General features: G+C 46.2%; 23 protein-coding genes. 17 read left to right on the top strand and 6 right to left on the bottom strand.

The features are described from left to right. Positions 1-88: 88 nt before the first annotated feature. Entirely contained in the window at positions 89-292 is a 204-nt protein-coding gene (locus ACZ5NG_RS06905) for a hypothetical protein (protein WP_464251087.1), read from the top strand. 127 nt (positions 293-419) lie between these two features. Here ACZ5NG_RS06905 and gpr read toward each other — a convergent pair whose 3' ends face one another. Then, positions 420-1,400, bottom strand: coding sequence for a GPR endopeptidase (gene gpr / locus ACZ5NG_RS06900; protein WP_464251086.1), 981 nt, complete (start codon positions 1,398-1,400; stop codon positions 420-422). A gap of 136 nt (positions 1,401-1,536) precedes the next feature. On the opposite strand from gpr, the gene rsmD reads away from it, so the two are divergent. From rsmD to ACZ5NG_RS06885, 3 genes are read left to right on the top strand one after another with little or no spacing between them, the layout of a single operon-like run. Continuing rightward, complete coding sequence (gene rsmD, locus ACZ5NG_RS06895; protein ID WP_464251085.1) at positions 1,537-2,100, top strand: 16S rRNA (guanine(966)-N(2))-methyltransferase RsmD; 564 nt, start codon at positions 1,537-1,539, stop codon at positions 2,098-2,100. Positions 2,101-2,121: 21 nt separating this feature from the next. After that, on the top strand, positions 2,122-2,598 hold the full coding sequence (gene coaD / locus ACZ5NG_RS06890; protein ID WP_464251084.1) for a pantetheine-phosphate adenylyltransferase: 477 nt from the start codon (positions 2,122-2,124) through the stop codon (positions 2,596-2,598). Between the two features lie 25 nt (positions 2,599-2,623). After that, complete coding sequence (locus ACZ5NG_RS06885) at positions 2,624-3,070, top strand: ATPase (RefSeq protein WP_464251083.1); 447 nt, start codon at positions 2,624-2,626, stop codon at positions 3,068-3,070. Between the two features lie 314 nt (positions 3,071-3,384). Here the strand turns inward: ACZ5NG_RS06885 and ACZ5NG_RS06880 are convergent, their stop codons facing one another. The 3 genes from ACZ5NG_RS06880 to ylbJ form a co-directional block, all read right to left on the bottom strand. Beyond that, a complete protein-coding gene (locus ACZ5NG_RS06880; RefSeq protein WP_464251082.1) occupies positions 3,385-4,431 on the bottom strand; it encodes a phosphotransacetylase family protein in 1,047 nt (348 codons plus the stop codon). Between the two features lie 10 nt (positions 4,432-4,441). Continuing rightward, positions 4,442-6,553 (bottom strand): acetate--CoA ligase alpha subunit, encoded by a 2,112-nt coding sequence (gene acs / locus ACZ5NG_RS06875; protein WP_464251081.1) that lies wholly within the window; start codon positions 6,551-6,553, stop codon positions 4,442-4,444. A gap of 286 nt (positions 6,554-6,839) precedes the next feature. Beyond that, positions 6,840-8,018, bottom strand: a complete 1,179-nt coding sequence (gene ylbJ / locus ACZ5NG_RS06870; RefSeq protein ID WP_464253124.1) for a sporulation integral membrane protein YlbJ — start codon at positions 8,016-8,018, stop codon at positions 6,840-6,842. Positions 8,019-8,287: 269 nt separating this feature from the next. On the opposite strand from ylbJ, the gene ACZ5NG_RS06865 reads away from it, so the two are divergent. The 13 genes from ACZ5NG_RS06865 to ftsY all read left to right on the top strand — a co-directional run bounded on the left by ACZ5NG_RS06865 (position 8,288) and on the right by ftsY (position 21,518). Then, positions 8,288-8,800 (top strand): YceD family protein, encoded by a 513-nt coding sequence (locus ACZ5NG_RS06865; RefSeq protein ID WP_464251080.1) that lies wholly within the window; start codon positions 8,288-8,290, stop codon positions 8,798-8,800. Positions 8,801-8,836: 36 nt separating this feature from the next. Then, positions 8,837-9,019 carry a 50S ribosomal protein L32 gene (rpmF, locus tag ACZ5NG_RS06860; protein WP_464251079.1) on the top strand — a complete coding sequence of 61 codons (183 nt, stop codon included), beginning with the start codon at positions 8,837-8,839 and terminating at the stop codon, positions 9,017-9,019. 227 nt (positions 9,020-9,246) lie between these two features. Further along, positions 9,247-9,822: a transcription factor FapR gene (fapR, locus tag ACZ5NG_RS06855; protein WP_464251078.1), complete on the top strand. Its 576-nt coding sequence runs from the start codon at positions 9,247-9,249 to the stop codon at positions 9,820-9,822. Beyond that, complete coding sequence (plsX, locus tag ACZ5NG_RS06850) at positions 9,819-10,799, top strand: phosphate acyltransferase PlsX (RefSeq protein ID WP_464251077.1); 981 nt, start codon at positions 9,819-9,821, stop codon at positions 10,797-10,799. Before fapR ends, plsX begins: the two co-directional genes overlap by 4 nt. A 28-nt stretch (positions 10,800-10,827) precedes the next feature. Then, complete coding sequence (locus ACZ5NG_RS06845; protein WP_464251076.1) at positions 10,828-11,805, top strand: beta-ketoacyl-ACP synthase III; 978 nt, start codon at positions 10,828-10,830, stop codon at positions 11,803-11,805. A 16-nt stretch (positions 11,806-11,821) separates the two neighbouring features. Further along, positions 11,822-12,763 carry an enoyl-[acyl-carrier-protein] reductase FabK gene (gene fabK, locus ACZ5NG_RS06840; RefSeq protein ID WP_464251075.1) on the top strand — a complete coding sequence of 314 codons (942 nt, stop codon included), beginning with the start codon at positions 11,822-11,824 and terminating at the stop codon, positions 12,761-12,763. 4 nt (positions 12,764-12,767) lie between these two features. After that, positions 12,768-13,709, top strand: a complete 942-nt coding sequence (gene fabD, locus ACZ5NG_RS06835; RefSeq protein WP_464251074.1) for an ACP S-malonyltransferase — start codon at positions 12,768-12,770, stop codon at positions 13,707-13,709. A gap of 1 nt (position 13,710) precedes the next feature. After that, positions 13,711-14,463: a 3-oxoacyl-[acyl-carrier-protein] reductase gene (gene fabG, locus ACZ5NG_RS06830; protein ID WP_464251073.1), complete on the top strand. Its 753-nt coding sequence runs from the start codon at positions 13,711-13,713 to the stop codon at positions 14,461-14,463. Positions 14,464-14,499: 36 nt separating this feature from the next. Next, entirely contained in the window at positions 14,500-14,733 is a 234-nt protein-coding gene (acpP, locus tag ACZ5NG_RS06825; protein WP_464251072.1) for an acyl carrier protein, read from the top strand. Positions 14,734-14,843: 110 nt separating this feature from the next. Continuing rightward, on the top strand, positions 14,844-16,058 hold the full coding sequence (gene fabF, locus ACZ5NG_RS06820) for a beta-ketoacyl-ACP synthase II (protein WP_464253123.1): 1,215 nt from the start codon (positions 14,844-14,846) through the stop codon (positions 16,056-16,058). Positions 16,059-16,072: 14 nt separating this feature from the next. After that, entirely contained in the window at positions 16,073-16,843 is a 771-nt protein-coding gene (gene rnc / locus ACZ5NG_RS06815; protein WP_464251071.1) for a ribonuclease III, read from the top strand. Positions 16,844-17,000: 157 nt separating this feature from the next. Then, the gene (gene smc, locus ACZ5NG_RS06810) at positions 17,001-20,564 is read left to right on the top strand and encodes a chromosome segregation protein SMC (RefSeq protein WP_464251070.1); all 3,564 of its coding nucleotides are present in this window, start codon (positions 17,001-17,003) and stop codon (positions 20,562-20,564) included. Between the two features lie 24 nt (positions 20,565-20,588). Continuing rightward, positions 20,589-21,518: a signal recognition particle-docking protein FtsY gene (gene ftsY / locus ACZ5NG_RS06805; RefSeq protein ID WP_464251069.1), complete on the top strand. Its 930-nt coding sequence runs from the start codon at positions 20,589-20,591 to the stop codon at positions 21,516-21,518. A 63-nt stretch (positions 21,519-21,581) separates the two neighbouring features. Here ftsY and ACZ5NG_RS06800 read toward each other — a convergent pair whose 3' ends face one another. Both ACZ5NG_RS06800 and fdhF read right to left on the bottom strand, forming a co-directional pair. Next, a complete protein-coding gene (locus ACZ5NG_RS06800) occupies positions 21,582-22,481 on the bottom strand; it encodes an MBL fold metallo-hydrolase (protein WP_464251068.1) in 900 nt (299 codons plus the stop codon). 95 nt (positions 22,482-22,576) lie between these two features. Then, complete coding sequence (fdhF, locus tag ACZ5NG_RS06795; RefSeq protein WP_464253122.1) at positions 22,577-25,264, bottom strand: formate dehydrogenase subunit alpha; 2,688 nt, start codon at positions 25,262-25,264, stop codon at positions 22,577-22,579. Positions 25,265-25,267 lie beyond the last annotated feature (3 nt).

The raw sequence follows: 25,267 nt of genomic DNA, 5'->3' as shown, positions 1-25,267 counted from the left end.
ATAAAATGGTCTGAACTTACTGGTATAGTTGCGGGTGTTTTATTTGATAATATTAATAACACAGTTGGCCAACATGGAGGTGCTTTAAATGGCAAAGAGAAGGAAAACCGAGTTTCCCATGAATGCCAATCAACAAAACTTTATGTTTGAAGTGGCCCAGGAAATAGGTTTAGAAGGGAAAAAACAGCCTGTACCGGGTTTAAAAGCACCTCTCACCGGGGCAGATGCATTAACTAAAACAGATCACGGCAGTTTTGCCAAATTTAACCTCGGCAGTAATTACTTTTCTTAAAATGCAAACACCCCAACTATTCGCAGGGTGCCTTCCCAACCGCACCCTTGAAATGCTGAGCGCGCTCTGGCAGGTTGGTGTAGAACAAGCGGACGGGACTCGTCCGCTTGTTCCGTTTGGGCTCTTTTTATTGCAAGTACATGCTGAATTCTTCGGCAGAAATATTGCGATGTAAGGCTGCGGTGATCCCGCCGGCGATGATTCTAGATATATTTTGAATTAATGTATCGATTTCTTTAGGTGTGACCATTAATTGCCCGCCGAAGTTAGCCAATATTTCGTTTAAGGCTTCTTGTACCTCCTGCTGTTGGTAAACCTGTAAAACGGCAGGGTTGTGCTGAAAGCGATTGAAAAGCGCATCAATGGCATCATGGGCAATAAAGGCGGCATGTACCACCATTGGCACACCGATGGCAATCACCGGCACACCCATAGTTTCCTTATTAATGCCTTTGCGCTTGTTGCCAATGCCGGAACCGGGGGCAATGCCGGTATCTGCGATTTGCACGGTAGTGGCAATTCTCTTAACACTGCGTGAAGCCAAAGAGTCAATGGCAATGACTAATTCCGGCTGGATGTTGTCAACAATACCCTTAATGATTTCTGCCGTTTCTATACCGGTGATACCCAGCACCCCCGGAGCGATTGCGCTTACCGAACGCATGCCTTCACGCACTTCACTTGGCGCGTAATTGAAGATATGCCTGGTAACCATCACTTGTTCGACGGCTTTAGGGCCCAGCGCATCAGGAGTGGCGTTCCAGTTACCTAAACCGACGACCAGTACATTTCCTTGGGGAGAAATATTAATTATTTTTCTCAAATGTTTAGCTAATATTTCCACCACTTTTTGATGTTCTTGCCGGTTGTTATCTTTAATAGCCGGTGCTTCAATTGTTATATATGTTCCCTGGGGTTTTCCCATAATTTCTTCGGCGGATTTTTCTAAAACTTTTACGGTAGTGACAACCACATTATCGTAAGTTTCTTTGTCCATTGCTACCCCAGGGATTTCTTGATCAGTTTGACCGCGCACAACTTCCTGGGCTTCAAGGGCCAAATCTAAATTAATTCCCAGGGAAGATAAGAATTTTAAATCCAGTTTCATAAACTACTTCCTTCCTTTGCTATGTTGCCTTTATTGTTGCCCAAGGGGGTAAATTTATGCAGGTTGCTTAATAATATCCTAAAAAAATCGATTTTTTTTACACTATATGGTATAATTAACGCGAAGAAGGAAGGGAATGTGTTTTTTGCGGGTTATTGCAGGAAAGGCTAAAAAATTTCACCTAAAAGGCCCCAAGGGCACTGATACCAGGCCAACTGCTGACCGGGTAAAAGAGTCAGTATTTAATATTTTAGCCCCTAAAATACCGGGCTGCAGCTTTCTGGATTTATTTTCAGGAAGCGGAGGTATAGCTATAGAGGCCCTGAGTCGGGGGGCGGAACAGGCGGTATTGGTGGAAAAAGATCCCAGGGCATTGGCGGTAATTAAAGAAAACTTGATAAAAACGAAACTTGTCGATCAGGCCAAAATTATCGGCAAAGATGTCTTTAAAGCTCTTAATCTTTTGGCAAAGCAAAATATCAGTTTTGATATTATATATATTGATCCGCCGTACAACAGCGGTTATTACTTAAAAGTGTTAGAAGTAATTGCCCAAAATGCATTGCTGGCAAGTGACGGCATTGTGGCCGCGGAAAGCGGTAAAAAGGATATGCCTCCGGAAAGCGTGCAAGGTTTATCATTGTTTCGACGGCAAACTTATGGAGATACAGTAATCAGCTTTTATCAGAAATCATTGTAACAGGAGAGGAAGTAACAGTCTATGCGAGTAGCGTTATATCCCGGCAGCTTTGATCCGATTCATTACGGCCATTTAGATATCATTGAACGGGCGGCAAATTTATTTGACAAACTGATCGTAGCGGTAGCGAGTAATCCGAACAAAAAACCGCTGTTTACTACCGAAGAAAGAGTGGAGATGTTAGAAGCAGTTTTAAAGGATTATCCAAACGTTTATGTTGAATCCTTTGACGGCCTTACCGTTAATTTTGCCTTAAAGCAAGGTGCCCAGGTAATTATCCGGGGGCTTAGGGCAATTACCGATTTTGAAAACGAGTTTATTTTTGCTTTAACTAACAAAAAACTGGAACCTAAAATAGAAACTGTTTATTTTATGACTCGTTCAGAATACTCTTTTATCAGTTCCAGTTCGGTGAAGGAAGTGGTTTTTTACGGAGGCAATGTAACCTGTATGGTTCCGCCTTTGGTAGCAGATAAATTAAAAGAAAAATTTAAGTAGGGATTAATTTTAGGGGGAGGAGATTATGGAGCTCCTGAGAATTTTAAACGAGCTGGAAGAAATGATTGAGGGATGCCCCAGATTACCGCTAAGCAGCAAAGTTATGGTTGATGAGAACAAACTTTTGGACTATGTCGATCGCATCCGAACCTCGTTGCCGGATGAGATAAGACAAGCTAAGCTATTAATCAGAGAACGGGAAAAAGTTTTAAGTGAATCTAAAAAAGAAGCACAGCAGCTGATGGAGAATGTACAAAAACAAATTGCCAAACAAGCTGAGGAAAGTGAAATTGTAGAAATGGCCCAACAGCGGGCCAATGAGATTATTCAAAATGCGGAAAGAATAGCCGAGGAACTTAAATTTGGCGCCCGGGACTATGCGGAAGAAGTTTTAGGCAAGATTGTGGATAGCTTAAATGCAACACTGGCACAGGTGAAGGCCGGTCAAGAAGAGCTGAGAAAAATGAAATAAAAAAAATCACCCTTTTAGGGTGATTTTTTATTATAGTCTGCAAAAGCTTATCTCGGCCTTTGCGGTCGGCCGCAGTGCATGTAAAATTTGAAGGTTCACCGGGCACTGCGGATTATAAGTTTGAGTAATGTTGCCCGGGAGGGTTTAACACGCTGTTTTCTAACTTGTTAAATGATTTTTATCGGTGCTTACAGCCGGTTGATTTTCCCAAGTTAAAATTTGTGCTGAAAAATCGGTGACATGTCACCGATTTTCCCAGCTGTAGAAGCATGTTTCTTTGCACGGGTTTTTAGAACCAAATACTACTGTAAAATTTAACTTAACTTCTTAACCAAGGATTGCCAGTCTACATACTGCTCAATATTTTGCAAGGCAATGTCAATACTGTTTTGATCATTGGGTTTTATGCGGCTGGAAACTTCAGACATTTTTCTAATGGTGGCAAAAGTATCATGATGAACTAAAATAACCGGTACTCCTTTTTCTTTTGCTTTGGCAACAACCTTGTTGTCGGGATATAAACCTCCCGTTAAAATCAATACCGAAGTATCGGTTTCTAAAGCGGCCAAGGCCATATCAGCACGGTCCCCGCCGGTAATTACCGCTTTATTCACTGCCCGCCGCAGGTAGCTTAAAGCGCTTTCTATTGTCATTGCTCCAACTACTGATTCCTCAACCGGACGGTCCAGTTTATCCTCTCCGGTTAGGATTTCGCCACCCAGCACTTGATAGAATTGTTCAACAGTGGGGGCGGTTAGCTCGGTTTGGTGCGGGACAACGCCTAAAGTGTCAAAACCGCTTTCTGCTAGGATTTCTTTATATAAGCCTTCACATTTAGCCATAATTTGACGCGGTACGTTGTAGAAGACATTGCCGATTACTTTAAGGCCCTGGCAGGTAAAGTAGCGGTTAAAAAGCATTGCTTTGTCCAGACTAAAGTCATTTTTCACTTTAATCATGTGGAGCACGGCAGCATTAAATTTTTTGGCTAAAGAAGCTGCATCCAGGTTTTTACTTGCCATGGCATGGGGGAAAATAGCCCCGTCAATGAGCAGCAGCTCGTAATTTTCAGATAGCTCATTAAAAGCGGCAGTAATTTTTTCTTCAACTTCAGCCAGCTGATGATAACGAGTCATGTAATAGGGGCTAGTCATGCAAGGCACAATGGTTTCCAAAGGTTTGGGGATATCTAATACCTTTTGCATTAACAAACCGTCTTCATCGACGCTACCTGTAGCGGTAGTGCCAACAGGTTTGAAATACCCCACCTTATAACCTTCTTGCTTAAGCTTGAGTGCTAAGCCAACGGCAAAAGCGGTTTTGGCACTACCTGCTGTACCGGTAATATAGAGGTTTTGCATTCTAAACACCTCACGATATAGTAATTTTTATATCTAAAGCGGATAAGCCTTTTTGATAAACAAATACAGGGTTAATATCCATTTCCGTGATTTCCGGAAAATCAACGACAAGTTTAGCAACCCGGGCAATAGTATCAATTACAGCATCAATGTCATCCGGCTTTGCACCGCGATAGCCCTTTAATAAGGTATACGCCTTGGTTTCCTTAATCATTTCTTCGATTTCTTGAAGGGTAATATCTTTTGCTAAGCGGAAAGATACATCTTTAAGCAGGTTGACGTATATGCCGCCTAAACCGAATGCAATCATCGGACCGAAGTTGACGTCTCTGGTCATGCCAATGATTATTTCCGTGCCTTTGGGCATCATCTTTTGTACTTCAATACCATGAGGCACTACATCCGGTAGGTAACGCTGAACACTTTCCATAATGTTAAGGTATTTTTCGCGTACTTCTGCGGCACTGTTAATGTTAGCAGCTACACCGCCAACGTCGGTTTTGTGTAAGATTTTTGGCGATGCAACTTTGAGTACTACCGGATAGCCTATTTCCTCAGCGATTTGAACTGCTTCTTCAACGGTAGTGGCTAACTTTGTAGGGGCTGCAGGTATGCCGTAGGCATCGGCCACAGCCACTGTTTCGCTGCCCAACAGTACGCGTCGGTTATCTCTGTAAACGTCATAAAATACTGCCTTAACTGATTTTTGATCAACATCTTTATAATTTTTCAGAGCAGATGTTTCTTTAGTGGCATGTTTCATTTTAGCTTCATGGTAATCGACCATACCTTTAATGCAGTATATCGCCGGTTCCGGGAAAATAAAGTTAGGAATGCCGGCACTCTCAACTGTTTTTATGCCTTCTTCTAGGTAGGGCCCGCCCATGAAGGACGTAAAGATCGGTTTGGAAGGATATTTTTTATGCAACTCAACCACGGTTTCACCAATAGATTTGGCTTCCGTTACCGCCGTGGGACAGACTAGAACAACCGCACTGTCAACGTTGGGGTCGGCAAGTGCACATTCCAGCGCCAGCTTGTATCTTGATGTGGGGGCGTCTCCCAGTACGTCAACCGGGTTATAAATGTTTGCTTCTGCCGGCAATCCCTCCCTTAATTTTTCAATGGTTTCCGGTGTAAACCTAGCCATACTTAATTCATGGTTTTCGATTGCGTCTGTAGCAATAACACCGGGTCCGCCGGCATTAGTAATGACCGCCACTCTTCTGCCGCTGGGGATCGGTTGGTTGGCAAAGGCGTTTGCCAAGTCAAACAGTTCGGTCATCGTGCGGGCACGGATAACTCCTGCTCTTTCAAAAGAGATACTGTAAGCTAAGTCACTGCCGGCCAATGCACCGGTATGGGAAGAGGCAGCTTGTGCACCGGCCTGGCTTGTACCGGATTTAAATATGATTAACGGCTTTTTATAGGCAGTTTTTTGCGCTGCTTCAATAAATCTTTCGCCGCTGGAAGCATCTTCAATATAGGCAATAACTACTTTGGTGTTTGGGTCATTGGCCATTGCCTCAAAAAAGTCGGATTCGTTTAACTGGGCTTTATTGCCCAGGCTGACAAAGCGAGAAAAGCCAATACCCGTTGACAAACTCCAGTCTATAATGGAAAGCATCATAGCGCCGCTTTGTGAAATAAAAGCAATATTTCCTTTATTGGGGTAGGCAGCAGAGAAAGAGGCATTAATCGGAATAGACGTGTCAATAAAGCCTACGCAGTTTGGGCCGAGCATGTTAATGCCATACTGATCAACAATAGCCCGCAGTTTCTTTTCTAACTCTAATCCTTCACTGCCTACTTCTTTGAAACCGGCGCTTAAAACCACCAAGTTTTTAATGCCCAGTTTACCGGCCTCTTCGGCAACACTTAAACAGCCTTTGGCCGGAATAGCCAAAACGGCCAAATCTACTTTTGCACCGATATCTGAAAGGCTTGGATAGCATTTATACCCTTCAATTTCTTTTGCCTTGGGGTTGATCGGATATATTTGCCCTTTAAAACCACTGGCAATAATGTTTTTAAGTACAGCATTGCCAATTTTACCCGGTTTAGAGGATGCCCCTACTACTGCCACCGAATTAGGCTTGAAAAAGTCTGCTAAAACAGTCATCTAATCACCGCCACTTATTTTTTGTTATTTTTATAATTTATAATACATTATTCTGTATATTTAGGCAAGAAAGATGAAATTTAGGTAATTTTCTATAAATTCCTAAAACATAATCTTAATAGCGACTGTTTTCTCAGCGACGATGCATTAGGTAATTTTTAGTGAGATATTAGTGCTATTGAGTAATAACTCCTCCTTAGTATCTGTATAAATTTTGCTTAAAATTTAGCATGCCGGATCGGGCTTAGCTTATCCTTGTTTTAATGTTTTTATAACCGTTCTTTTATTAAACCTTAGAGTTTTTGAACTGCAGAAACATTTGGGTAAAAAAGCCGAAAATAATGACTAAACAAGTAATCAAAATAAAAAGCTTGAAACTATACCAAGAAGCAGCCCAAACAGATTGAATATTCCCCAGCTCGGTAGTTAAAGTGGGTACCGTTAACCAATTGGCAGAAAATTTATTTTGCAGCTTCCATAACATGTAGGTATATAATCCGGCGATGAACGCGTGGGCGGTGCGCGTGATAATAAAGGGATAGATGCGAATGTCGGTGTCGGCAATCATACTGGCAACTTGGGCATGAATTGACAAACCGCTCCAACCTAAAATAACGGCAACGGCAATCAGTTGCTGTAACAGCGGAGCGGAAGCTTCGCTGGCCAGTTTAGTGCCCAGTGTCATTTCAAAAATACCGCTGGCTATGGCTTTAAATATTTCTTGTTCAAATCCCAAAGGAGATAAACAGTAGCCAAGGATTTTTGCCATTAAACCGATAAAGCCCATTTCGGTAAGAATACGAATAATGACGGCAAAAAGAATGACAAATCCGCCGATTTTAAGTAAATTGTTAATGGAATTGACTACGGCATCACCTAATATTTTTCCCAGCGGCCGGCGATCACTTTGATGAATTTTTGCCAGTTCCTCTAAAGCGCGGTAAAAAACTCTACCTTTTGCGTTATTAGCCCCGCCGGCTTCCCGGTGGTTTTTGCGGTAATATTTTAACATTAACCCCAGCGTTAAATTGGCCAGATAGTGGGCGCCGGCAATAATCAGTCCCAAATTGGCATTATTGAACATACCGACGGATACCGCTACCAGCATAAACAGCGGACTGGAATTATTGGTAAAGCACATGAGTCTCTCCGCTTCCACCCGGGTGAGCAGCCGGGCGCGCCTTAATTTAGCGGTAATCATGGAGGCAATGGGGCAGCCGGATGTATATCCCACTACCATGACAAAGGAGCCACAACCGGGGACGTTGAAAACCGGCCTCATTACCGGCTCAAGTAGGGTGCCCATAAAGTGAACGATACCGAAACTCATCATCAATTCCGCAGCAATAAAAAAAGGAAGCAGCGACGGAAAAACAATATTCCACCAGGCATTTAAGCCGACCGTGGCGCCTTCAAAAACAACCGCCGGTTGGGTGACCATAGCCAGAATAAAAAAAATTACCATGGTGCTCCAAAATAATTTGCCGTAGCTCAAAGGAAAGGAACTTAAAAAATTTGTCAGTGTTCTTCTAAAGATAATCAGTAAACTAATCAATATAACGGATAAAAGGGTAAACAAGTGTTTTCACCTCGGTTTTGTCCCTCTTAAAATATATACATGGAACTTATTAAGATTAGACCATGGGGGCAAGATAAACATATCAACGAAAATACCTTGACAAATAAAGCTGTGATTACTATAATGATTTTTGTTGAAGTTGGGGTGGGTATCTTATGCATATTAATGTAGCTGAAATAAAAAAAGCGGTCGGAGAATCCAGGCAATATCACTTAAAAAGGGAACCGCAGCATTTAAAAGGCTTGGATGATGAAATTCAATTTATAGCGCCCCTCGAGCTTATTTTGGATGTGACCAATTGCGGTACCCATTTGGAAGCGAAAGGTACAGTAAAAACGGTCGTTAAGCTTACATGCGGACGCTGTCTGGAACAATTTGACTATCCTTTGACGGCAGATTTCAATGAAAAGTATGTGGCTAAAGAAGCTGCCGGAGGAACCGACCAGGATCTTCGAGACTGCATAACTTTTGAGGGAGACCACATCAATCTGCTGCCGGAAGTGATGGCCGCCATCCGCTTGGCCCTTCCGATGCGGCAAGTTTGCCGAGATGATTGTCAAGGTTTATGTGCCAAATGCGGCACGAATTTAAATCACAGCAAATGCGATTGTGCCGATGAAGATATTGACCCCAGAATGGCAGTGCTACAGGACCTATTGAAAAAATAATGTATATACACCTATTTGGGTAAGGGGGTGTGAGATATGGGAGTGCCCAAGGGAAAAAGATCTAAAACAAGAAATAGACGCCGCCGTGCGGTAGTGATGAAATTAACCGCGCCCACTTTGGTGCGTTGTTCACATTGCCACGCATTAGTTATGCCCCACCGTGTATGTCCGGAGTGTGGCCATTATAAAGAAAGAGAAGTTAAAGAAGTAAATGCATAATGCAATTGCGTTACCGAGCTGCTGTGCAGTAAGCAAAATGCTTACGTACAGCAGCTTTTTTGTGCTTAAAATGCCGGCTCTACACCCGCTTTTTTGCAGCATAACCTTAAATTGCGCTGCTTTATGAATCTAAAACAATTATTAAAGAATCAGATCGTTATCTATTGCATTTTTTACATTTTTAGGTATAATTATTTTGGTACCAGGTACTAAATAAGGTGATAGAGATGGCTAAAAAAAGCGGTTCCAAGGCAGAACGCCAAAAACGGTTGGCGGAATACATCAAGACCAATCCGTTTTTAACGGATGAAGACTTGGCTGAAATTTTAAATGTCAGCATTCAAACCATTCGCCTTGACCGGACAGAATTAAAAATACCCGAATATCGGGAACGCTTAAAGAGTGTTGCCCGAGGGGAGAGGACGCCGCTAAAATCTTTGTCACAGGGTGAGTTGGTAGGAGAGTTAGTGGATATAGTAGTAGGTAAAAACGGCCATTCAATTCTTACCATTACCAGAGATATGGTATTTAAAAAGAATTTAGTGGCCCGCGGTCACCACTTATTCGCTCAGGCCAATTCACTGGCAGTGGCACTGGTTGACGCCACCGTTGCCCTTACCGGTACGGCAAAAGTTACCTTTCGCCACCCGGTAAAGCTAGGTGACAAAGTAGTTGCTTATGCAAACATCATTGCCAAGAGAGATAACCAGCATCGGGTATCGGTAATTTCCAAAGTAAAAGATAAAATTGTTTTTGAAGGCATGTTTACAGTATTTGCATTGACAGAGGAGGCAAATGTATGAGAATTGCATTGGATGCCATGGGAGGGGATTACGCTCCGGATGAAATAGTTAAGGGTGCTCTGTTGGCGGCCAAAGAGTACAAGCAAGAAATTGTTTTAGTAGGCGATAAAGCAACGATTGAAAAGCAATTAAAGGGTGATTACGCTGACGGTTTAATTACAATCGAACATGCCCATGATGTGATTGAAATGGGCGAACATCCGGCGGCGGCAATTCGCCGCAAACGGGACGCCAGTATTGTGATTGCCAACAAGTTGGTAAAGCAGGGAGAAGCCGCTGCAGTGATCTCGGCGGGAAACACCGGCGCGGCGATGGCTGCCTCGCTGTTTGGTTTAGGCAGAATTAAGGGCATAGATCGCCCCGCTATCGCTACCGTTTTTCCCACCCTTAAAGGTTCATTGGTGTTGGTAGATGCCGGTGCAAACGCTGACTGTAAACCGCACCACCTGCAGCAGTTTGCCCTGATGGGTTCTATTTACGCGGAGAAAGTGCTGCATATACCGAATCCGCGAGTGAAGTTAGTTAATATCGGCGGCGAAGAAGGAAAAGGTAATGAATTGGCGCAAAGCGTTTACCAATTATTAAAAGAGACAAAAAGCATCAATTTTGCCGGCAATGTGGAAGGCCGTGAGCTGCTTTTTGGCGACACGGATGTTGCCGTTTGTGACGGCTTTGTCGGCAATGTTGTCTTGAAAACAATTGAAGGTGTGGCTGCATTTCTTTATCAGCTGCTTAAACAAGGCCTGGCGTCAATGGCAGAAAAAGTAGATATAACTGAATTTAATGCCCTGCTTAAAGACATAAAACGACGTCTTGATTATTCTGAATACGGCGGAGCGCCGCTGTTGGGCATTGACGGGGTAAGTATTATCAGTCATGGCAGCTCGCAGGCGCCGGCAATAAAAAATGCGGTGAGGGTTGCTAAAGAATCGGTGGAAAAAGGCCTGGTTACGGCAATTAAAGACAGCATTAATTAAATTTTAATTCAAGGAGGCAACAGCATTAATGGCAAAGGAACTGCTCCAGGCCGGAATATTGGGTGTAGGCAGTTATGCACCGGAAAAAATTCTGACCAATTACGATTTGGAAAAAATGGTAGATACCAGCGATGAGTGGATTGTATCACGCACCGGTATTAAGGAACGCCGTATTGCCGCTGAGGAACAGGCAGCATCAGACTTAGCCGTAATTGCTGCCCAAAAGGCGTTAAAGAACGCAAATATTTCCGCCAAAGAAATCGGTGTTATTATCGTCGCCACCTGCACACCGGATATGTATTTTCCTGCCACTGCCTGTATAGTGCAGGATAAGCTGGGCTGCGTTAATGCCGGGGCTTTTGACTTGTCTGCAGGTTGTACCGGATTTATTTATGCCTTGGTAACTGCCCAGCAGTTTGTCGTTTCCGGTGCTGTTAAATATGCACTGGTAATTGGTTCAGAAGTGCTTTCCCGGGTTGTTGACTGGCAGGATCGCAGTACCTGCGTGTTATTTGGCGATGGCGCCGGAGCGGTGGTGCTTGGCCCGGTAGCGGAAGGACAGGGAATTTTGGCCGGACATTTGGGTGCAGAAGGCGCGGGTAGCCACCTGCTTATGCTTCCCGGTTCAGGTTCAAGAAAGTGCTGCAATGTTAAGCCTTATATCACAATGCAGGGAAGAGAAGTGTTTAAGTTCGCGGTGCGGATAATGGAAGAAGGGACCAGAAAAATATTGAGCAAAGCGGGTTTAAGCATTTCCGACATTGACGTATATATTCCGCATCAGGCAAATACCAGGATAATCGATCATGCGGTAAAAAAGCTGAACCTGCCCTATGAAAAGGTAATTGCCAATGTGGACAAATATGGCAATACCAGTGCAGCATCAATACCTCTTGCTTTAGATGAGGCTTTACAGCAAGGACGTATTAAATCAGGCGATAATGTGGTGATGATTGGATTCGGTGCCGGCCTGACCTGGGCGGCGGCAGCGGTACGCTGGGTATAAATTAAGGAGGGAAATGATGCTTAAAACAAAATTATGTGACTTGCTGGGCATTGAATATCCTATTATCCAAGGAGGCATGGCTTGGGTAGCCACTGCCGAATTGGCGGCGGCAGTTTCCGAAGCCGGGGGAATGGGTTTGATTGGTTCCGGTACCGCACCTCCGGAATGGTTGGAAGAACAAATCGCCAAAGTGAAACAGCTTACAGATAAACCCTTTGGGGTTAATGTCATGCTCATGTCTCCGTATGCCGAGCAAATAATAGATATTGTCGTACGGGAAAAAGTCTCGCTGGTGACTACCGGCGCCGGCAATCCGGGTAAATACATACCCAGGCTGAAAGAGGCAGGTACTAAGGTAATTCCGGTAATTCCATCGGTTGCGTTGGCCCAGCGTATGGAACGTGCCGGTGTTGATGCGGTGATAGCCGAAGGCGGCGAGGCCGGCGGTCATGTGGGGGAACTGTCTACCATGGCTTTGGTGCCCCAGGTAGTTGATGCGGTAAACATACCGGTAATAGCTGCCGGCGGTATTTTTGACGGACGCGGCTTGGTAGCGGCCTTAGCTTTAGGTGCGGTAGGCGTACAAATGGGCACGCGATTTATGAGTGCTGAAGAATGTACCATTCACGACAACGTAAAACAAGTTTTAATCAAAGCCAGAGACCGTGATACTGTTGTTACCGGCCGCAGCACCGGGCATCCGGTGCGGGTAGTTAAAAATAAGCTGGCCAAGAAGTTCATCGAATTGGAGAGCTTAGGCACTCCTCCGGAGGAACTGGAAAAACTGGGTGTTGGCAAGCTGCGGGCGGCGATGGTGGACGGCGATATTGAATATGGTTCGGTAATGGCCGGTCAAGTTTGCGGAATGATTAAAAAAGTAGAACCGGTCGCAGACATTATTAAAGATATCATTGACGGGGCAAATCAAGTGCTAATGAACCTGTCTCAAGGGAGGTAACAATTTGTCACTGGCGTTTGTGTTTCCCGGCCAGGGTTCCCAGTATGTCGGCATGGGCAAAGATTTGTATCAAAACTTTGCCGAGGCCCGGGAGATATTTGAACAAGCTAACGAAGCACTGCAGTTTGATATTACCAAGCTTTGTTTTGAAGGGCCGCAAGAGGAATTAAATAAGACGGTAAATACGCAGCCGGCGCTGTTGACGGTAAGTACGGCGGCATTAAAGGTGGTTATGGCCCGGGGAGTTACTCCTCAAGCTGCCGCCGGCCACAGCTTAGGCGAATATTCCGCTTTGGTTTGTGCCGGAGCATTGGCTTTTGCGGATGCGGTAAAGCTGGTGCGGTTGAGAGGAAAGTATATGCAGGAGGCGGCACCGGAAGGAACGGGCGGTATGGCTGCCGTGTTGGGCTTGGATGCCGATACCGTAAATGACCTTTGTGTTCAGGCATCTGCCGGCGGGCACAGGGTAGAAGCCGTTAATTACAACTGTCCGGGACAGGTGGTAATTGCCGGCAGTCAAAGCGGCCTGCAAGCCGCGATGCAGTTGGCTAAGGAAGCCGGTGCCCGGCGGGTAGTGCCCTTGGCGGTTAGCGGGCCCTTTCACTCCAGTTATATGCGTGCAGCCGGAGAGAATTTAGCCCAGGCGATGAAAAATATTACATTTCATGATCCGCAAATTGATGTGGTGGCCAATGTGACAGCAGACTACGTGCGACAGGCGGCCGATGTCAGACAAAAATTAATTGAACAAGTGTACAGCCCGGTACGCTGGGAGGAAAGTGTGCGGCGGCTGTTTAATGATGGATGCAATGTTTTTATAGAAGTCGGTCCGGGGAAAGTACTGACCGGATTGATTAAAAGAACCGTCAAGAGTGCGACTGCGCTAAACTTGGAAGATCGATCCTCATTAGAAAAAGCTCTTGCGGAACTTGAGGAGGTTGGCTAAAATGGTTCTTGATGGAAAAGTTGCTGTCGTTACGGGTTCATCCCGCGGTATCGGACGCGCAGTAGCTGTGGCATTGGCTAAGGCCGGTGCAGATGTGGTTGTTAACTATGCCGGTCGGGCAGAAGCCGCTGAACAAACAGCCGCCATGGTGAGGGAAAATGGGCGCCGTGCTTTGGTAATCCAAGCAGATGTGTCGGATGCCGAACAGGTAAAGTCAATGATTGATCAAACGGTAAAAGAGTTTGGTCGGTTGGATATTCTAGTGAATAATGCCGGCATTAACAGAGATAATCTAATTATGCGACTTAAAGATGAAGACTGGGACGCGGTATTAAATACCAATTTAAAAGGGACATTTAATTGTTGTCGGGCAGCGATGCGTCCGATGATTAAAGCCCGCAGCGGTCGAATAGTCAATATCAGTTCGGTAGTGGCGTTAAGAGGCAATGCCGGGCAGGTAAATTATTCGGCAGCTAAGGCAGGAATAATCGGCTTAACCAGAAGCTTGGCCGGTGAAGTCGGCTCCCGCAACATAACCGTTAATGCCATTGCTCCGGGCTTTATTACCACCGAGATGACGGCTGGCTTGCCGCAGGAAGTAAAAGATAATTTATTAAACCGCATAGCTTTGGGGCGATTGGGGACTCCTGAAGAAGTTGCCGAGCTGGTTGTATTTTTGTGTAGCCCGGCGGCCGGTTACATTACCGGGCAGGTAATTGCTGTCGACGGCGGCTTAACTACAATTATGAAATAATAACAGCGGACTTACTTTGGAGAGGGGGTGAATCTGTTGGCAGAAGTTTTTGATAGAGTAAGAGAAATTATTTCCGATCAACTGGGTATTGATGCCGACCAGATTACAATGAACAGTACTTTTGTTGACGATCTTGGCGCTGATTCGTTAGATATTGTGGAGTTAGTAATGGCTTTGGAAGAAGAGTATGATTTACAAATTCCGGATGAAGAGGCAGAGAAAATTCGCACTGTTGGCGATGCTGTTAAGTATATTCAGGATGCTATATAAAAACGATAACCTGAAGCAAAAAGTCCCGGGGTTTTCCACGGGACTTTTTTAGAAAAATATATCTTCTTGGAGGTGCAGCTTTGAGCAAACAGCGGGTTGTAGTTACCGGCATGGGGGTAATTTCGCCGGTAGGTATAGGAGTGGATAATTTTTGGTCAGCATTGGTTTCCGGAAGCTCCGGAATTGGCAAAATATCAAAATTTGACCCGTCTGGGTATAAATCTCAAATAGCGGGAGAGGTAAAGGATTTCGATCCGACGGAATTTATTAATAAAAAAGAAGCCCGGCGGATGGACAGATTTACGCAATTTGCCGTTGCTGCCACCGGCATGGCGATTAAAGACGCCGGCTTGGATTTGGAAAAGGAAAAAAGGGAACGCATCGGTGTAATTATCGGTTCCGGTATCGGTGGCATGGAAACATTGTGGGAACAAACGCAGGTACTGTTAAACCGCGGGCCGGATCGGGTAAGTCCCTTTTTTGTTCCCATGATGATTGCCAACATGGGGGCGGGTCAGGTAGCAATTGCCTACGGGTTACAGGGCCCGAACATTACCGCGATTACCGCCTGTGCTTCCAGTAATAATGCCATTGGTGACGCCTTTAGACTGCTGCAGCACGGCGGTGCAGACATAGTGGTTACCGGCGGAACGGAAGCCCCGATTATTCCTTTAAGTGTAGCCGGCTTCTGTGCCATGAGAGCACTGAGCACCCGCAATGACGAACCGCAAAAAGCCAGTCGACCCTTTGACGCTCAGCGGGACGGTTTTGTCATGGGGGAAGGAGCAGGTATATTAATTTTAGAAACATTAGAGCACGCTTTAAATCGTGGCGCAAAAATCTATGCAGAAATAGTGGGTTATGGCAGCACTTGTGATGCCTACCATATCACAGCGCCGGATCCGGATGGCAACGGAGCGGTACGGGCGATGAAAGAAGCGCTGCTAGACGCAAATCTCAGTATTGAAGAAGTTGATTATATCAATGCTCATGGTACGTCGACAGATCTTAATGATAAAATAGAAACAATGGCCATTAAGCGTGTATTTGGCGATTATGCCTATAAAATTCCGATCAGTTCTACCAAGTCAATGACCGGACACCTGTTGGGTGCTGCCGGTGGGGTGGAGGCAATAGCTACTATACAAACCATTGTCACCGGTGTCATCCATCCTACCGTTAATTATGAAACACCGGATCCGGATTGCGACCTGGATTATGTGCCAAACAAAGCCAGGGAAAAAGAGGTCAGAGTGGCATTATCCAATTCCTTTGGTTTTGGCGGTCATAACGTAACCATTGCCTTTAAAAAATATGAAGGTTAAAGGTCGGGTGAAAAATGTTGTACAAATCCAGTATGTTTATTGCCCGCTTGCAGCAAAGGCTGGGCATTGACTGGTCAGACCCGAGCTTGTTTTATCAAGCATTAACCCACAGTTCTTGTGCCCATGAAAACCGACACTTAGGGCTAACTCACAACCAGCGCCTGGAATTCTTGGGCGATGCGGTGTTGGAATTAGTGATCAGTGAATATTTGTACCGTAAATTTCCACATTGCAGCGAAGGAGAATTAACTAAACTCCGGGCGGCGGTTGTGTGTGAGCCCTCCTTAGCCAAGGTTTCACGTAAACTTGCCTTGGGATACTGCCTGCGTATGGGCCGAGGTGAGGAGCGCTCCGGGGGTCGGGAACGTCCCAGTATTTTGGCCGATGCCTTTGAAGCGCTCTTGGGTGCAATATACATGGATAAAGGCTTAGAGGTGGCCCGAAAAATAATCTTAAGGGAACTGGAGCCGATAATTAATGATGTGGTTGCCGGACGCTTAGAAAAGGACTATAAGACCGAACTGCAGGAGCTGTTGCAGCAGCATTCGCCCGAACCGATAAACTACGTGATCTTAAAAGAGGAAGGGCCGGATCACGACAAAACATTTACCGCCGGTGTGATTTACCGGGGAAAAGAAATCGGCCGGGGCACCGGTCATTCAAAGAAAGAGGCGGAACAGCAGGCTGCCAAAGAAGCGCTGCAGTACATCTCTCATGCCTGGCCTCACTACTGTAAAGGTCACCAGCGAAAGATGAGGAGATTTATTCCACCTAAGCAAAGTTAACTGCTGCCACTGCATTAAATGTGTCCTGCTTGGCTGAAGCGCGGTAAAATTACAGTGCTTCAGCCATATCAATTGCAGGCTTGCTGTAGAAGGCTCTTTGCCCTTTGCAGCTTGGGCAGATAAGCAGAACAGATTTAGCTTGAAAGGAGCCGGGACGGTGCTCAAAAGACTGGAAATTCATGGCTTTAAATCCTTTGCAGATAAAGTACAAATTGAGTTTAACCCCGGCCTAACGGTAATTGTCGGGCCAAACGGAAGCGGCAAGAGCAATATTGCCGATGCCATTAACTGGGCTCTGGGTGAACAAAAAACCAGTGTACTGCGTGGTGCCCGCATGGAGGAGATAATTTTTTCCGGCAGTGATCAACGGCGCAGTGTGGGCATGTGCGATGTGTCTGTAACGCTGGACAACTCGAAAAAAATATTCCCGCTGGATTATTCGGAAATAACCATTACCCGCCGGATATTTCGCTCCGGAGAAAGTCAGTTTATGATCAACAAAGTACCCTGCCGGTTGAAGGATATTCACAATCTTTTAATGGATACCGGCATTGGCCGCGGCGCTTATGGGATCATCGGTCAGGGGAAAGTGGAAGAAATTTTGCAAAGCAAGCCCCATGAGCGCCGGCAGGTTATTGAGGAAGCGGCCGGTATTGTGAAATACCGCTATCGCAAGGAAGAGGCCTTGCGCAAGCTCAATGATACCGAACAGGACTTACTGCGTTTAAATGATATCATCAATGAGCTTTCCGGCCGGCTGGAGCAGCTGGCTGAGCAGGCAGAAAAAGCGCGCCGCTGGCGGAAGTATAACGACGAGCGCAAAGAGTTGGAGTTAGGGCTGTTGGCCCGGGAACTGGCACGCTTAGAAGAAAAGTTAACAGTTCTGGGCGAGCAGCTAAGCAAGTTGGACACCAAGGAATTGCAGGCTGAACAACAAAAGGCCCAACTTTTGCAGCAATTAGAAGAGGAAATAACAGAAAAAGATGCCGTACTGGAAAAATTAAACGAACAAATTAACGAGCTGAAAACGCAACAGTCGAAATTAGAAAATGATTTAAATTTAAGCCGGGAACGGCTGAAAAATTGCCGGCAAGAATATCACCGCATCAGCGGGCAAAAAAAAGAAGTGGCTGAGCGACAGCAAAGTATTGAAAATGAGGCCAAACAGGAAGGGGCTAAGCTGGAGCAATTAAATGACACTATAAGTCAGAAGAAAAAACAGCTTGCCGAGCTTGAGCGCAAGCTAACCGATACCTTAAATGAAATCAACGAGTGTGAAACAGAACTGGACAAGGATAAGTCACAGGTTATTGAGCTGATGAATGCGGAAGCCCAGGGCCGCAGCAAACTGCAGCGCTCTGAAGAACGAAAAAGCATGGCGGAGCGCCGGCTTTCTAAATTGCGCCAAGCCGCCCAAGATGCGGCTTTAGAACAGTCCAGGCTGAAAGATAAACTCAATGAAACAAAGAAACAGATAAGTCTGCTTAATCGGCAATTAGAAGAAACGCAAAAAAAATTAGTCGCCACCGAACAGCGGCGGCGGGAGACTGGCGCCCTTAAGGCTAAGCAGCAGGAATTGCTGCGCAAAATTAGAGAAGAATTAACCATTGCCCAGTCCAGGCATCGTTCCTTGGTAGAAAGCCAAGATGCTTATATCGGCTATCAGCGGGGTGTCAGAGAGATCCTGCTGGCTTTAAAAATGGGCAAAGTAGATTTAAAAGGTATCTGCGGTAGCGTGGCGGAATTGATTGCCGTGCCCGCCGAGCTGGAGACCGCCGTGGAAACGGCCCTGGGGGGAGCGCTGCAAAACATTGTTACCCGTACCGATATAGATGCGAAAAATGTGATTGAATATCTCAAGAAAAACAAGCTGGGTCGGGTTACCTTTTTGCCCCTAAATACTTTGCGCCCGGCGGCTCGCACTGATATCGAAAGGCGAGCTTTAACGATGCCGGGTGTGATTGGAGTTGCGGCGGATTTAGTTCAATGTCATCCGCAGTATCAAGTGGTAGTGGAATTTCTGTTAGGCAAAGTGCTGATTGTACAAAATATCGAGCAGGCCCTGCAAGCGGCGAAAGCCAGTGGACAGCGCTTGCGCTTAGTGACCTTGGAAGGTGAATATATTCATCCCGGCGGTTCACTGACCGGGGGAACGGCAGCCGGTCAAAATCGCGGACTGCTAAAGGCAAAAAGAGAATTAGAAGAATATGGGCGGAAAATAAATGAACTGAAGAAAAGAGAAAAAGAAGCGTTAGCAAGAGAGAAAGAAATCAGCGAGCGCTTACAGCAAACTGAAGGGCAGTTGGCGGAGATAAGAGACCGGGTGGTTGAATATCAAGTGACGCTGGCGACAAAAAGGCAAGAAGCGGTTCAATTAGAGGACGCAGCCAAGCGTTACGGCCAAAGCAGCCAGGAAAATGATTATGAAATAACTAATTTACAGCAAGAAATAAAGGACCAGGATGAATATCAGCTGGCCCTTGCCCGTCAGGTAGCAAAGGCGGAAGCTGAGCGAAAACTGGTGGAAGAAAAAATTTTGGCCCAGCAGCAAAAGTTAAATGCGCTCAAGGAAAGGCGCTTAAATTTAGAGCAAAAACTTACCGCTGCCAGAGTGGATCTCGCCGGCAGCGAGCAGCAAAAAGCCGGAACGGTAAGTTTAATCAACCGTTTACAGGGTGAAAAAAACAACTTTTTGACACAAATTAAAAACTTTGAACAGGACTTAATCAATATCCGCCAAAAAGAAGAGGAACTGAAGCAGCAAATCACTGATAAAACTTGCGAGTTGGAAAGGCTGGAAAAATTACTGCACCAATCCCTTCTCCGGATGCAAGAGGTAAAAAAGGAGCGTTTTTTTATTCAAAAACGCCGGGACGAGCTGCGCTTGGCGGTAAAACAGGCGGAGGAAGAATTGCAAAAACAGCTGCAGAAGATGCACGCTTTGCAACTGCAGCAGGCGCGCTTAGAAACGGAATATCAGGGACTAATCAATCGCCTTAAGCAGGAGTATGGCATAACTTCGCCGGAAGAAATTAACCTGCCGCCGGTAACTAATGTTAAACAATGCAAAGAAAGAATTAATGAATTAAATGGGCTGCTGGCGGAAATCGGCACGGTAAATCCGGGTGCCGAGGAAGAGTATAACCAAGTGCTCAACCGCTGCAACTACCTGCAAAAACAAAAGCAGGACTTAGACGAAGGAAGAAAGTCGCTGTTAAACTTAATTTCTGAATTAGATGCGCGGATGTCTAAAGACTTTATGTCGGCCTTTAAAAAAATTCAAAAAGAATTTACCAACGTATTTAAAGAACTTTTCGGCGGCGGGTCGGCAGTCATCCGCATGGTAGGTGACAATCCCCTTACCGCCGGCATTGAAATAGAGGCCTGTCCGCCGGGCAAAAAGTTGCAGAATATCAACTTGCTTTCGGGCGGCGAGCGTTCACTGACTGCCATTGCCTTACTTTTTGCCATTTTAAGGGTAAGCCCCAGCCCCTTTTGCATTTTGGATGAAATTGATGCCGCCCTGGATGAAACAAATGTCAACAGGTTTGCCCGCTATTTACTTAAATTCAGCGAACTTACCCAGTTTATTGTGGTCAGCCACCGCAAAGGGACGATGGAACATGCCCAAACTTTGTATGGGGTGACTATGGGTAGCTCCGGTGTATCTCAGCTGTTTTCCATTGACTTGGCCAAAAATGATGCGGCAGCAACAAATTGATCCTAGATGACAGGAGGTAATAATATGGGATTTTTTGACCGGCTAAAAAAGGGTTTAGCCAAAACACGCAAGGGCTTGATAGAAAAAGTGGAAAAAGTGGTAATCAACCGCAAGGGAATTGATGAAGAGCTGTATGAAGAACTGGAGGAAGTGCTGATTCAGGCAGATGTGGGGGTTAATACTTCATTAGAATTGGTGGAACGGATTCGCGAAGGGGTAAAACTGCGCAACGTCAGTGATCCGGCGAAACTAAAAGATATCTTTCAAGAAGAGATTGAATATTTGATTGGCGATAAAACGGTGCCCATCAATATTAACCCTGACGGCTTGACGGTAATCCTGGTTGTCGGTGTCAACGGCGTGGGTAAAACCACCACCATCGGCAAAATGGCCCATTATTATAAGCAGCAGGGCAAAAAGGTGATCTTGGCGGCGGGGGACACTTTCCGGGCGGCGGCAATTGATCAGCTGGAAATTTGGGGCGAACGCGTCGGTGTGGATGTAATTAAGCATGCCGAAGGCTCCGACCCCGGTGCCGTTGCCTACGATGCCATGCAGGCTGCCCGGGCCAGAAAGGCGGATATTTTGCTCATTGACACCGCCGGCAGGCTGCATACCAAGAGCAACTTGATGGAGGAGTTAAAGAAAATACACCGCATAGTAGCAAGAGAAATGCCCGGTGCCCCTCATGAAACTTTATTGGTGCTGGATGCAACCACCGGGCAAAACGGGATCAGCCAAGCCAAGCTGTTTAGTGAAGCGGTTAATGTTACCGGCATTGCCCTGACCAAGCTGGACGGGACCGCTAAGGGCGGCGTGGTAATCGGTATTAAGACCGGCTTGCACATTCCGGTGAAAATGATCGGTGTCGGCGAAGGCATCGACGATCTTAGGCCCTTTGATCCGAAAGAATTTGTGGCCGCGCTGTATGGCTTAGAGGAAAAGACAAATTAAAAAAATAAGCACCAATTATTCTGTTCCGCGGCTGACAGAGCAATTGGTGCTTTTTTATTTACCTTACTTTCGGTAATAGTAAAGCCTGCCGTTTTCAATTTGACTGTCCAGCAGATCCCGGTCGTAAAAGTAGGTAATCATGGCCCCGGTTGTAGAGAGGCTAAAATAATATTCTTTAAAATCAAGGGCCAGATCCGTCAATATTGCCATTTCTTCTAATAATTCTTCTTTAGTTTTCGGCTGGGCCAGTAATTCCCAGGCCAAGTTTAAATACTTGTTTAAGTTGTCCTTATTTAACTCAATCAGTTGCTCCAGTTCATCCCGCCGGTAAATTTTATTGCCGTGGCTTAAAACAAAGTAATCATAGTCCAGCTCGGCAATAACTTGGTAAGTTTGCAGCTGTTCTGCGATGTCAAACAAGAAGGGGAAGGAATATTTGGCAATTATTTCTTCGCTGAACAAAGCGTCGCCCAAGAAACAAACCCGATCTTTTGTGGCCACGCCCATTTGCCCGGGAGAGTGGCCGGGCAGCGGGATGAAGGTAAATTTTTCGTTGTTAATTTTACTTACCCCCGGTGCCACGACCAAATCAATAGATTGTTTTTTTGCTTTCACATAGTTTTTTGCCAGCTCTTTCACCGGATGGCCGCCATATAAATACAGCGGAAAAAGATAGTTGTTTTCAATAAACAGCTTTTCCTGCTCTGAGCAGTGCAGTACGCAGCCGGGGTAATTTTCCTTAAAAAAGATGTTGCCTCCGGTATGATCTATGTGGTTGTGCGTATTAAAAATATATTTGATCAAATAACCGTTGTCGGTTATCAAGTTGCTGATTTTTCTCCCTTGCTGATTGTTGCCGCCTGTATCCACCAGCAAAGTGTACTTGTCTTTAAAGATAAACACCCCAATGTTGGTAGCGGCGCTAATGTAATACGTGCTGCCGTTAATCTTATAAAGCTCCATTTTTCCCTCCCGTTTCCAACCACTGTTATAAGGTTTAAAAAGCGCATCTAAACCGGCATAAAAAGCCCGGCAGCCCGGAAAAGGCTGCCAAGCTTTTAATTGATCTTTTCCACTTTAACCGCACACACTTTCAACTCCGGTATTTTAGCTATCGGATCCCGCTGCGGATTGGTCAGCCGGTTAATGGGCACTTGCGGAAAGTGAAAAGAGGTAAACACCGTGCCTGCCGGTATGCTATCCGTAATTTTAACACTAAGAGTGACTGCGTCGCGGCGGGAGCTTACCTTAACGGTATCTCCGTCCGTTAACTGTAACCGGGCGGCATCTGTCGGATTGATTTCCAGAAAGTCTCCCCCATACTGTTTTTCTAAGGCATTGGTGCGCAGGGTCATGGTACCGGTATGATAGTGGGGCAGGCGGCGGCCGGTAATTAACAGCAGCGGATATTCCTCGTCGGGCATCTCCGCCGGCGGCCGGTACTCTACCGGGTGAAATTTGCCCTTGCCACGCATAAAACCGCCTTGATGCAGGATTGGTGTGCCGGGGTGGTCCGCACTGGGACAAGGCCACTGCAAACTGCCCTTTTCTAAGCGTTCATAAGATATGCCGGCATAAGAGGGAGTAAGGGCCGCTATTTCCTGCATAATCTCTTTAGGTGAACTGTAATTCATCGGGTAGCCCAATGCCTTGGCAATTAAGCAGATGATTTGCCAGTCGGGCTTGGCATCCCCTAGGGGCGGAATCCCTTGCCGCACTCTTTGTACGCGCCGTTCGGTATTGGTAAAGGTGCCGCTTTTTTCCGCAAAGCTTGCTGCCGGCAGTACCAGGTCAGCCAGCTGGGCGGTTTCGGTAAGGAAAATATCCTGCACCACCAGAAAATCCAGTTTTTTCAGTGCCGCCTTGACATGATTGGCGTCGGCATCGGAGAGCAGCGGGTTTTCACCCACAATATACATCGCTTTAATTTTACCCATGGCAGCCTGTTCGAACATTTCACCGACGGTCAAACCGGGAGTGGCCGGCAATTCAGGTACATTCCAGGCTGCCGCCATTTTCATTCTGATATTTTCATCGGCAACCTTTTGGTAACCGGTGTAAACATCCGGCAAGGCACCCATATCGCAGGCTCCCTGCACGTTATTTTGGCCCCGCAGCGGATAAATACCGCTGTGCTTTTTGCCCAGGTGACCGCAGAGCATTGCCAAGTTAGCCACCGCCAGCACATTGTCGGTGCCGGTGGTATGCTGGGTAACACCCATAGTGTAAAGTATGGTGGCATTTTTTGCCCGGGCGTAACTGCGGGCCACATGAACAATTGTTTCCGCCGGCACTCCGGTGATTGCTTCTACATATTCCGGAGTATATTTTTCCACCGCCTGGCGCAATAAGGCAAAGCCTTCCGTATGTGTGTCGACAAACTCTTTATTCCAAAGCCCTTCTGCGATAATAACCCGGGCAAAACCGTTCAAAAGGGCGGCATCGGTGCCGGCATTTAGCTGCAGGTGATAATCGGCCAATTGGGCGATTTCCGTCTGTCGGGGATCGACAACCGCCAAGAGGGCACCTTGTCTTAATGCCTTTTTCACTTTCAGCCCGATAATCGGGTGGGTTTCAGTTGTGTTGGTGCCGATGGCCAGGATAAAATCGCTACCGGTGATTTCTTCGATACTGTTGGTCATAGCCCCGCTACCCAAAGAAGCCGCCAGACCGGCGACGGTGGGGGCGTGTCACAGGCGGGCACAGTGATCGATGTTGTTGGTGCCCAATACCGCCCGGGTAAATTTTTGCAGCAGGTAGTTTTCTTCGTTGGTGCAGCGGGCGGAACTTAATACCGCGAAAGCGTGACTGCCGTGCCGCTCTTTAACGGTGCGAAAACCCTGGGCTAGCAGTTTTATGGCTTCATCCCAGTCAATTTCCACAAATTGGCCCTTTTTCTTCACCAGCGGTTTTTTTAACCGCTCAGGGTGGTGAATGAAGCCATAACCGAAGCGTCCCTTCACACAAAGGGCTTTGCCGTTGACTTCACCGCTGCCGGAAGTAACGCCCACTACCTGATTGTCTTTAACATTTAACTCGATGCCACAGCCGGTGCCGCAGTATGGGCAGATGGTTTTTACCTTTTTTACTTCCCAGCTGCGGGCTTTGCTGCGCAACTCTTTTTCCTGCAGTGCTCCGGTAGGGCAGACGGCAACGCAGTTGCCGCAAAACACACATTCCGATTGCGACAGCGGTTTATCCATTGCCGTGGTTACCTTAGTGTGAAAGCCGCGGTGGGCAAAGTCTAAAACATATTTGCCCTGTACCTCGGCACACATGCGCACGCATTTTCCACATAAAATACATTTATTCATATCCCGCACAATAAAGGGGTTGTCCTCTTCAATTTCATATTGGTGGCGCTGACCGGAAAAGCCCGGGCCGCCCACTTTGTATCTAAAGGCATAATCCTGCAGACGGCAGTCGCCGCTTTTGCCGCAGGTAAGACAGTCCTGAGGATGATTGGCCAATAAAAGTTCGAGGATTGTTTTGCGAGTTTCTACCACCGCAGGCGACTCGGTGTAAACCACCATTCCCTCTTTTACAGTGGTGGCACAAGAGATAGTCAGTTTATTTGACCCCGCCAGTTCGACAACACACAGGCGGCAGGAACCGGGCTTGCTTAATTCCGGCTCATGGCAAAGGGTGGGAATGAAAATCCCCAGTTTTTCAGCTGCCTCTAAGATTGTTGTTCCGGCGGGAACGGTGACCCTTTGGTCGTTGATAGTTAAAGTAACGTTGGACAACAT

The organism is Desulfovectis peckii (assembly GCF_055391705.1).
Note: the sequence above shows the minus strand (reverse complement) of the source record. Positions and strands in the feature narration are given on the sequence as shown.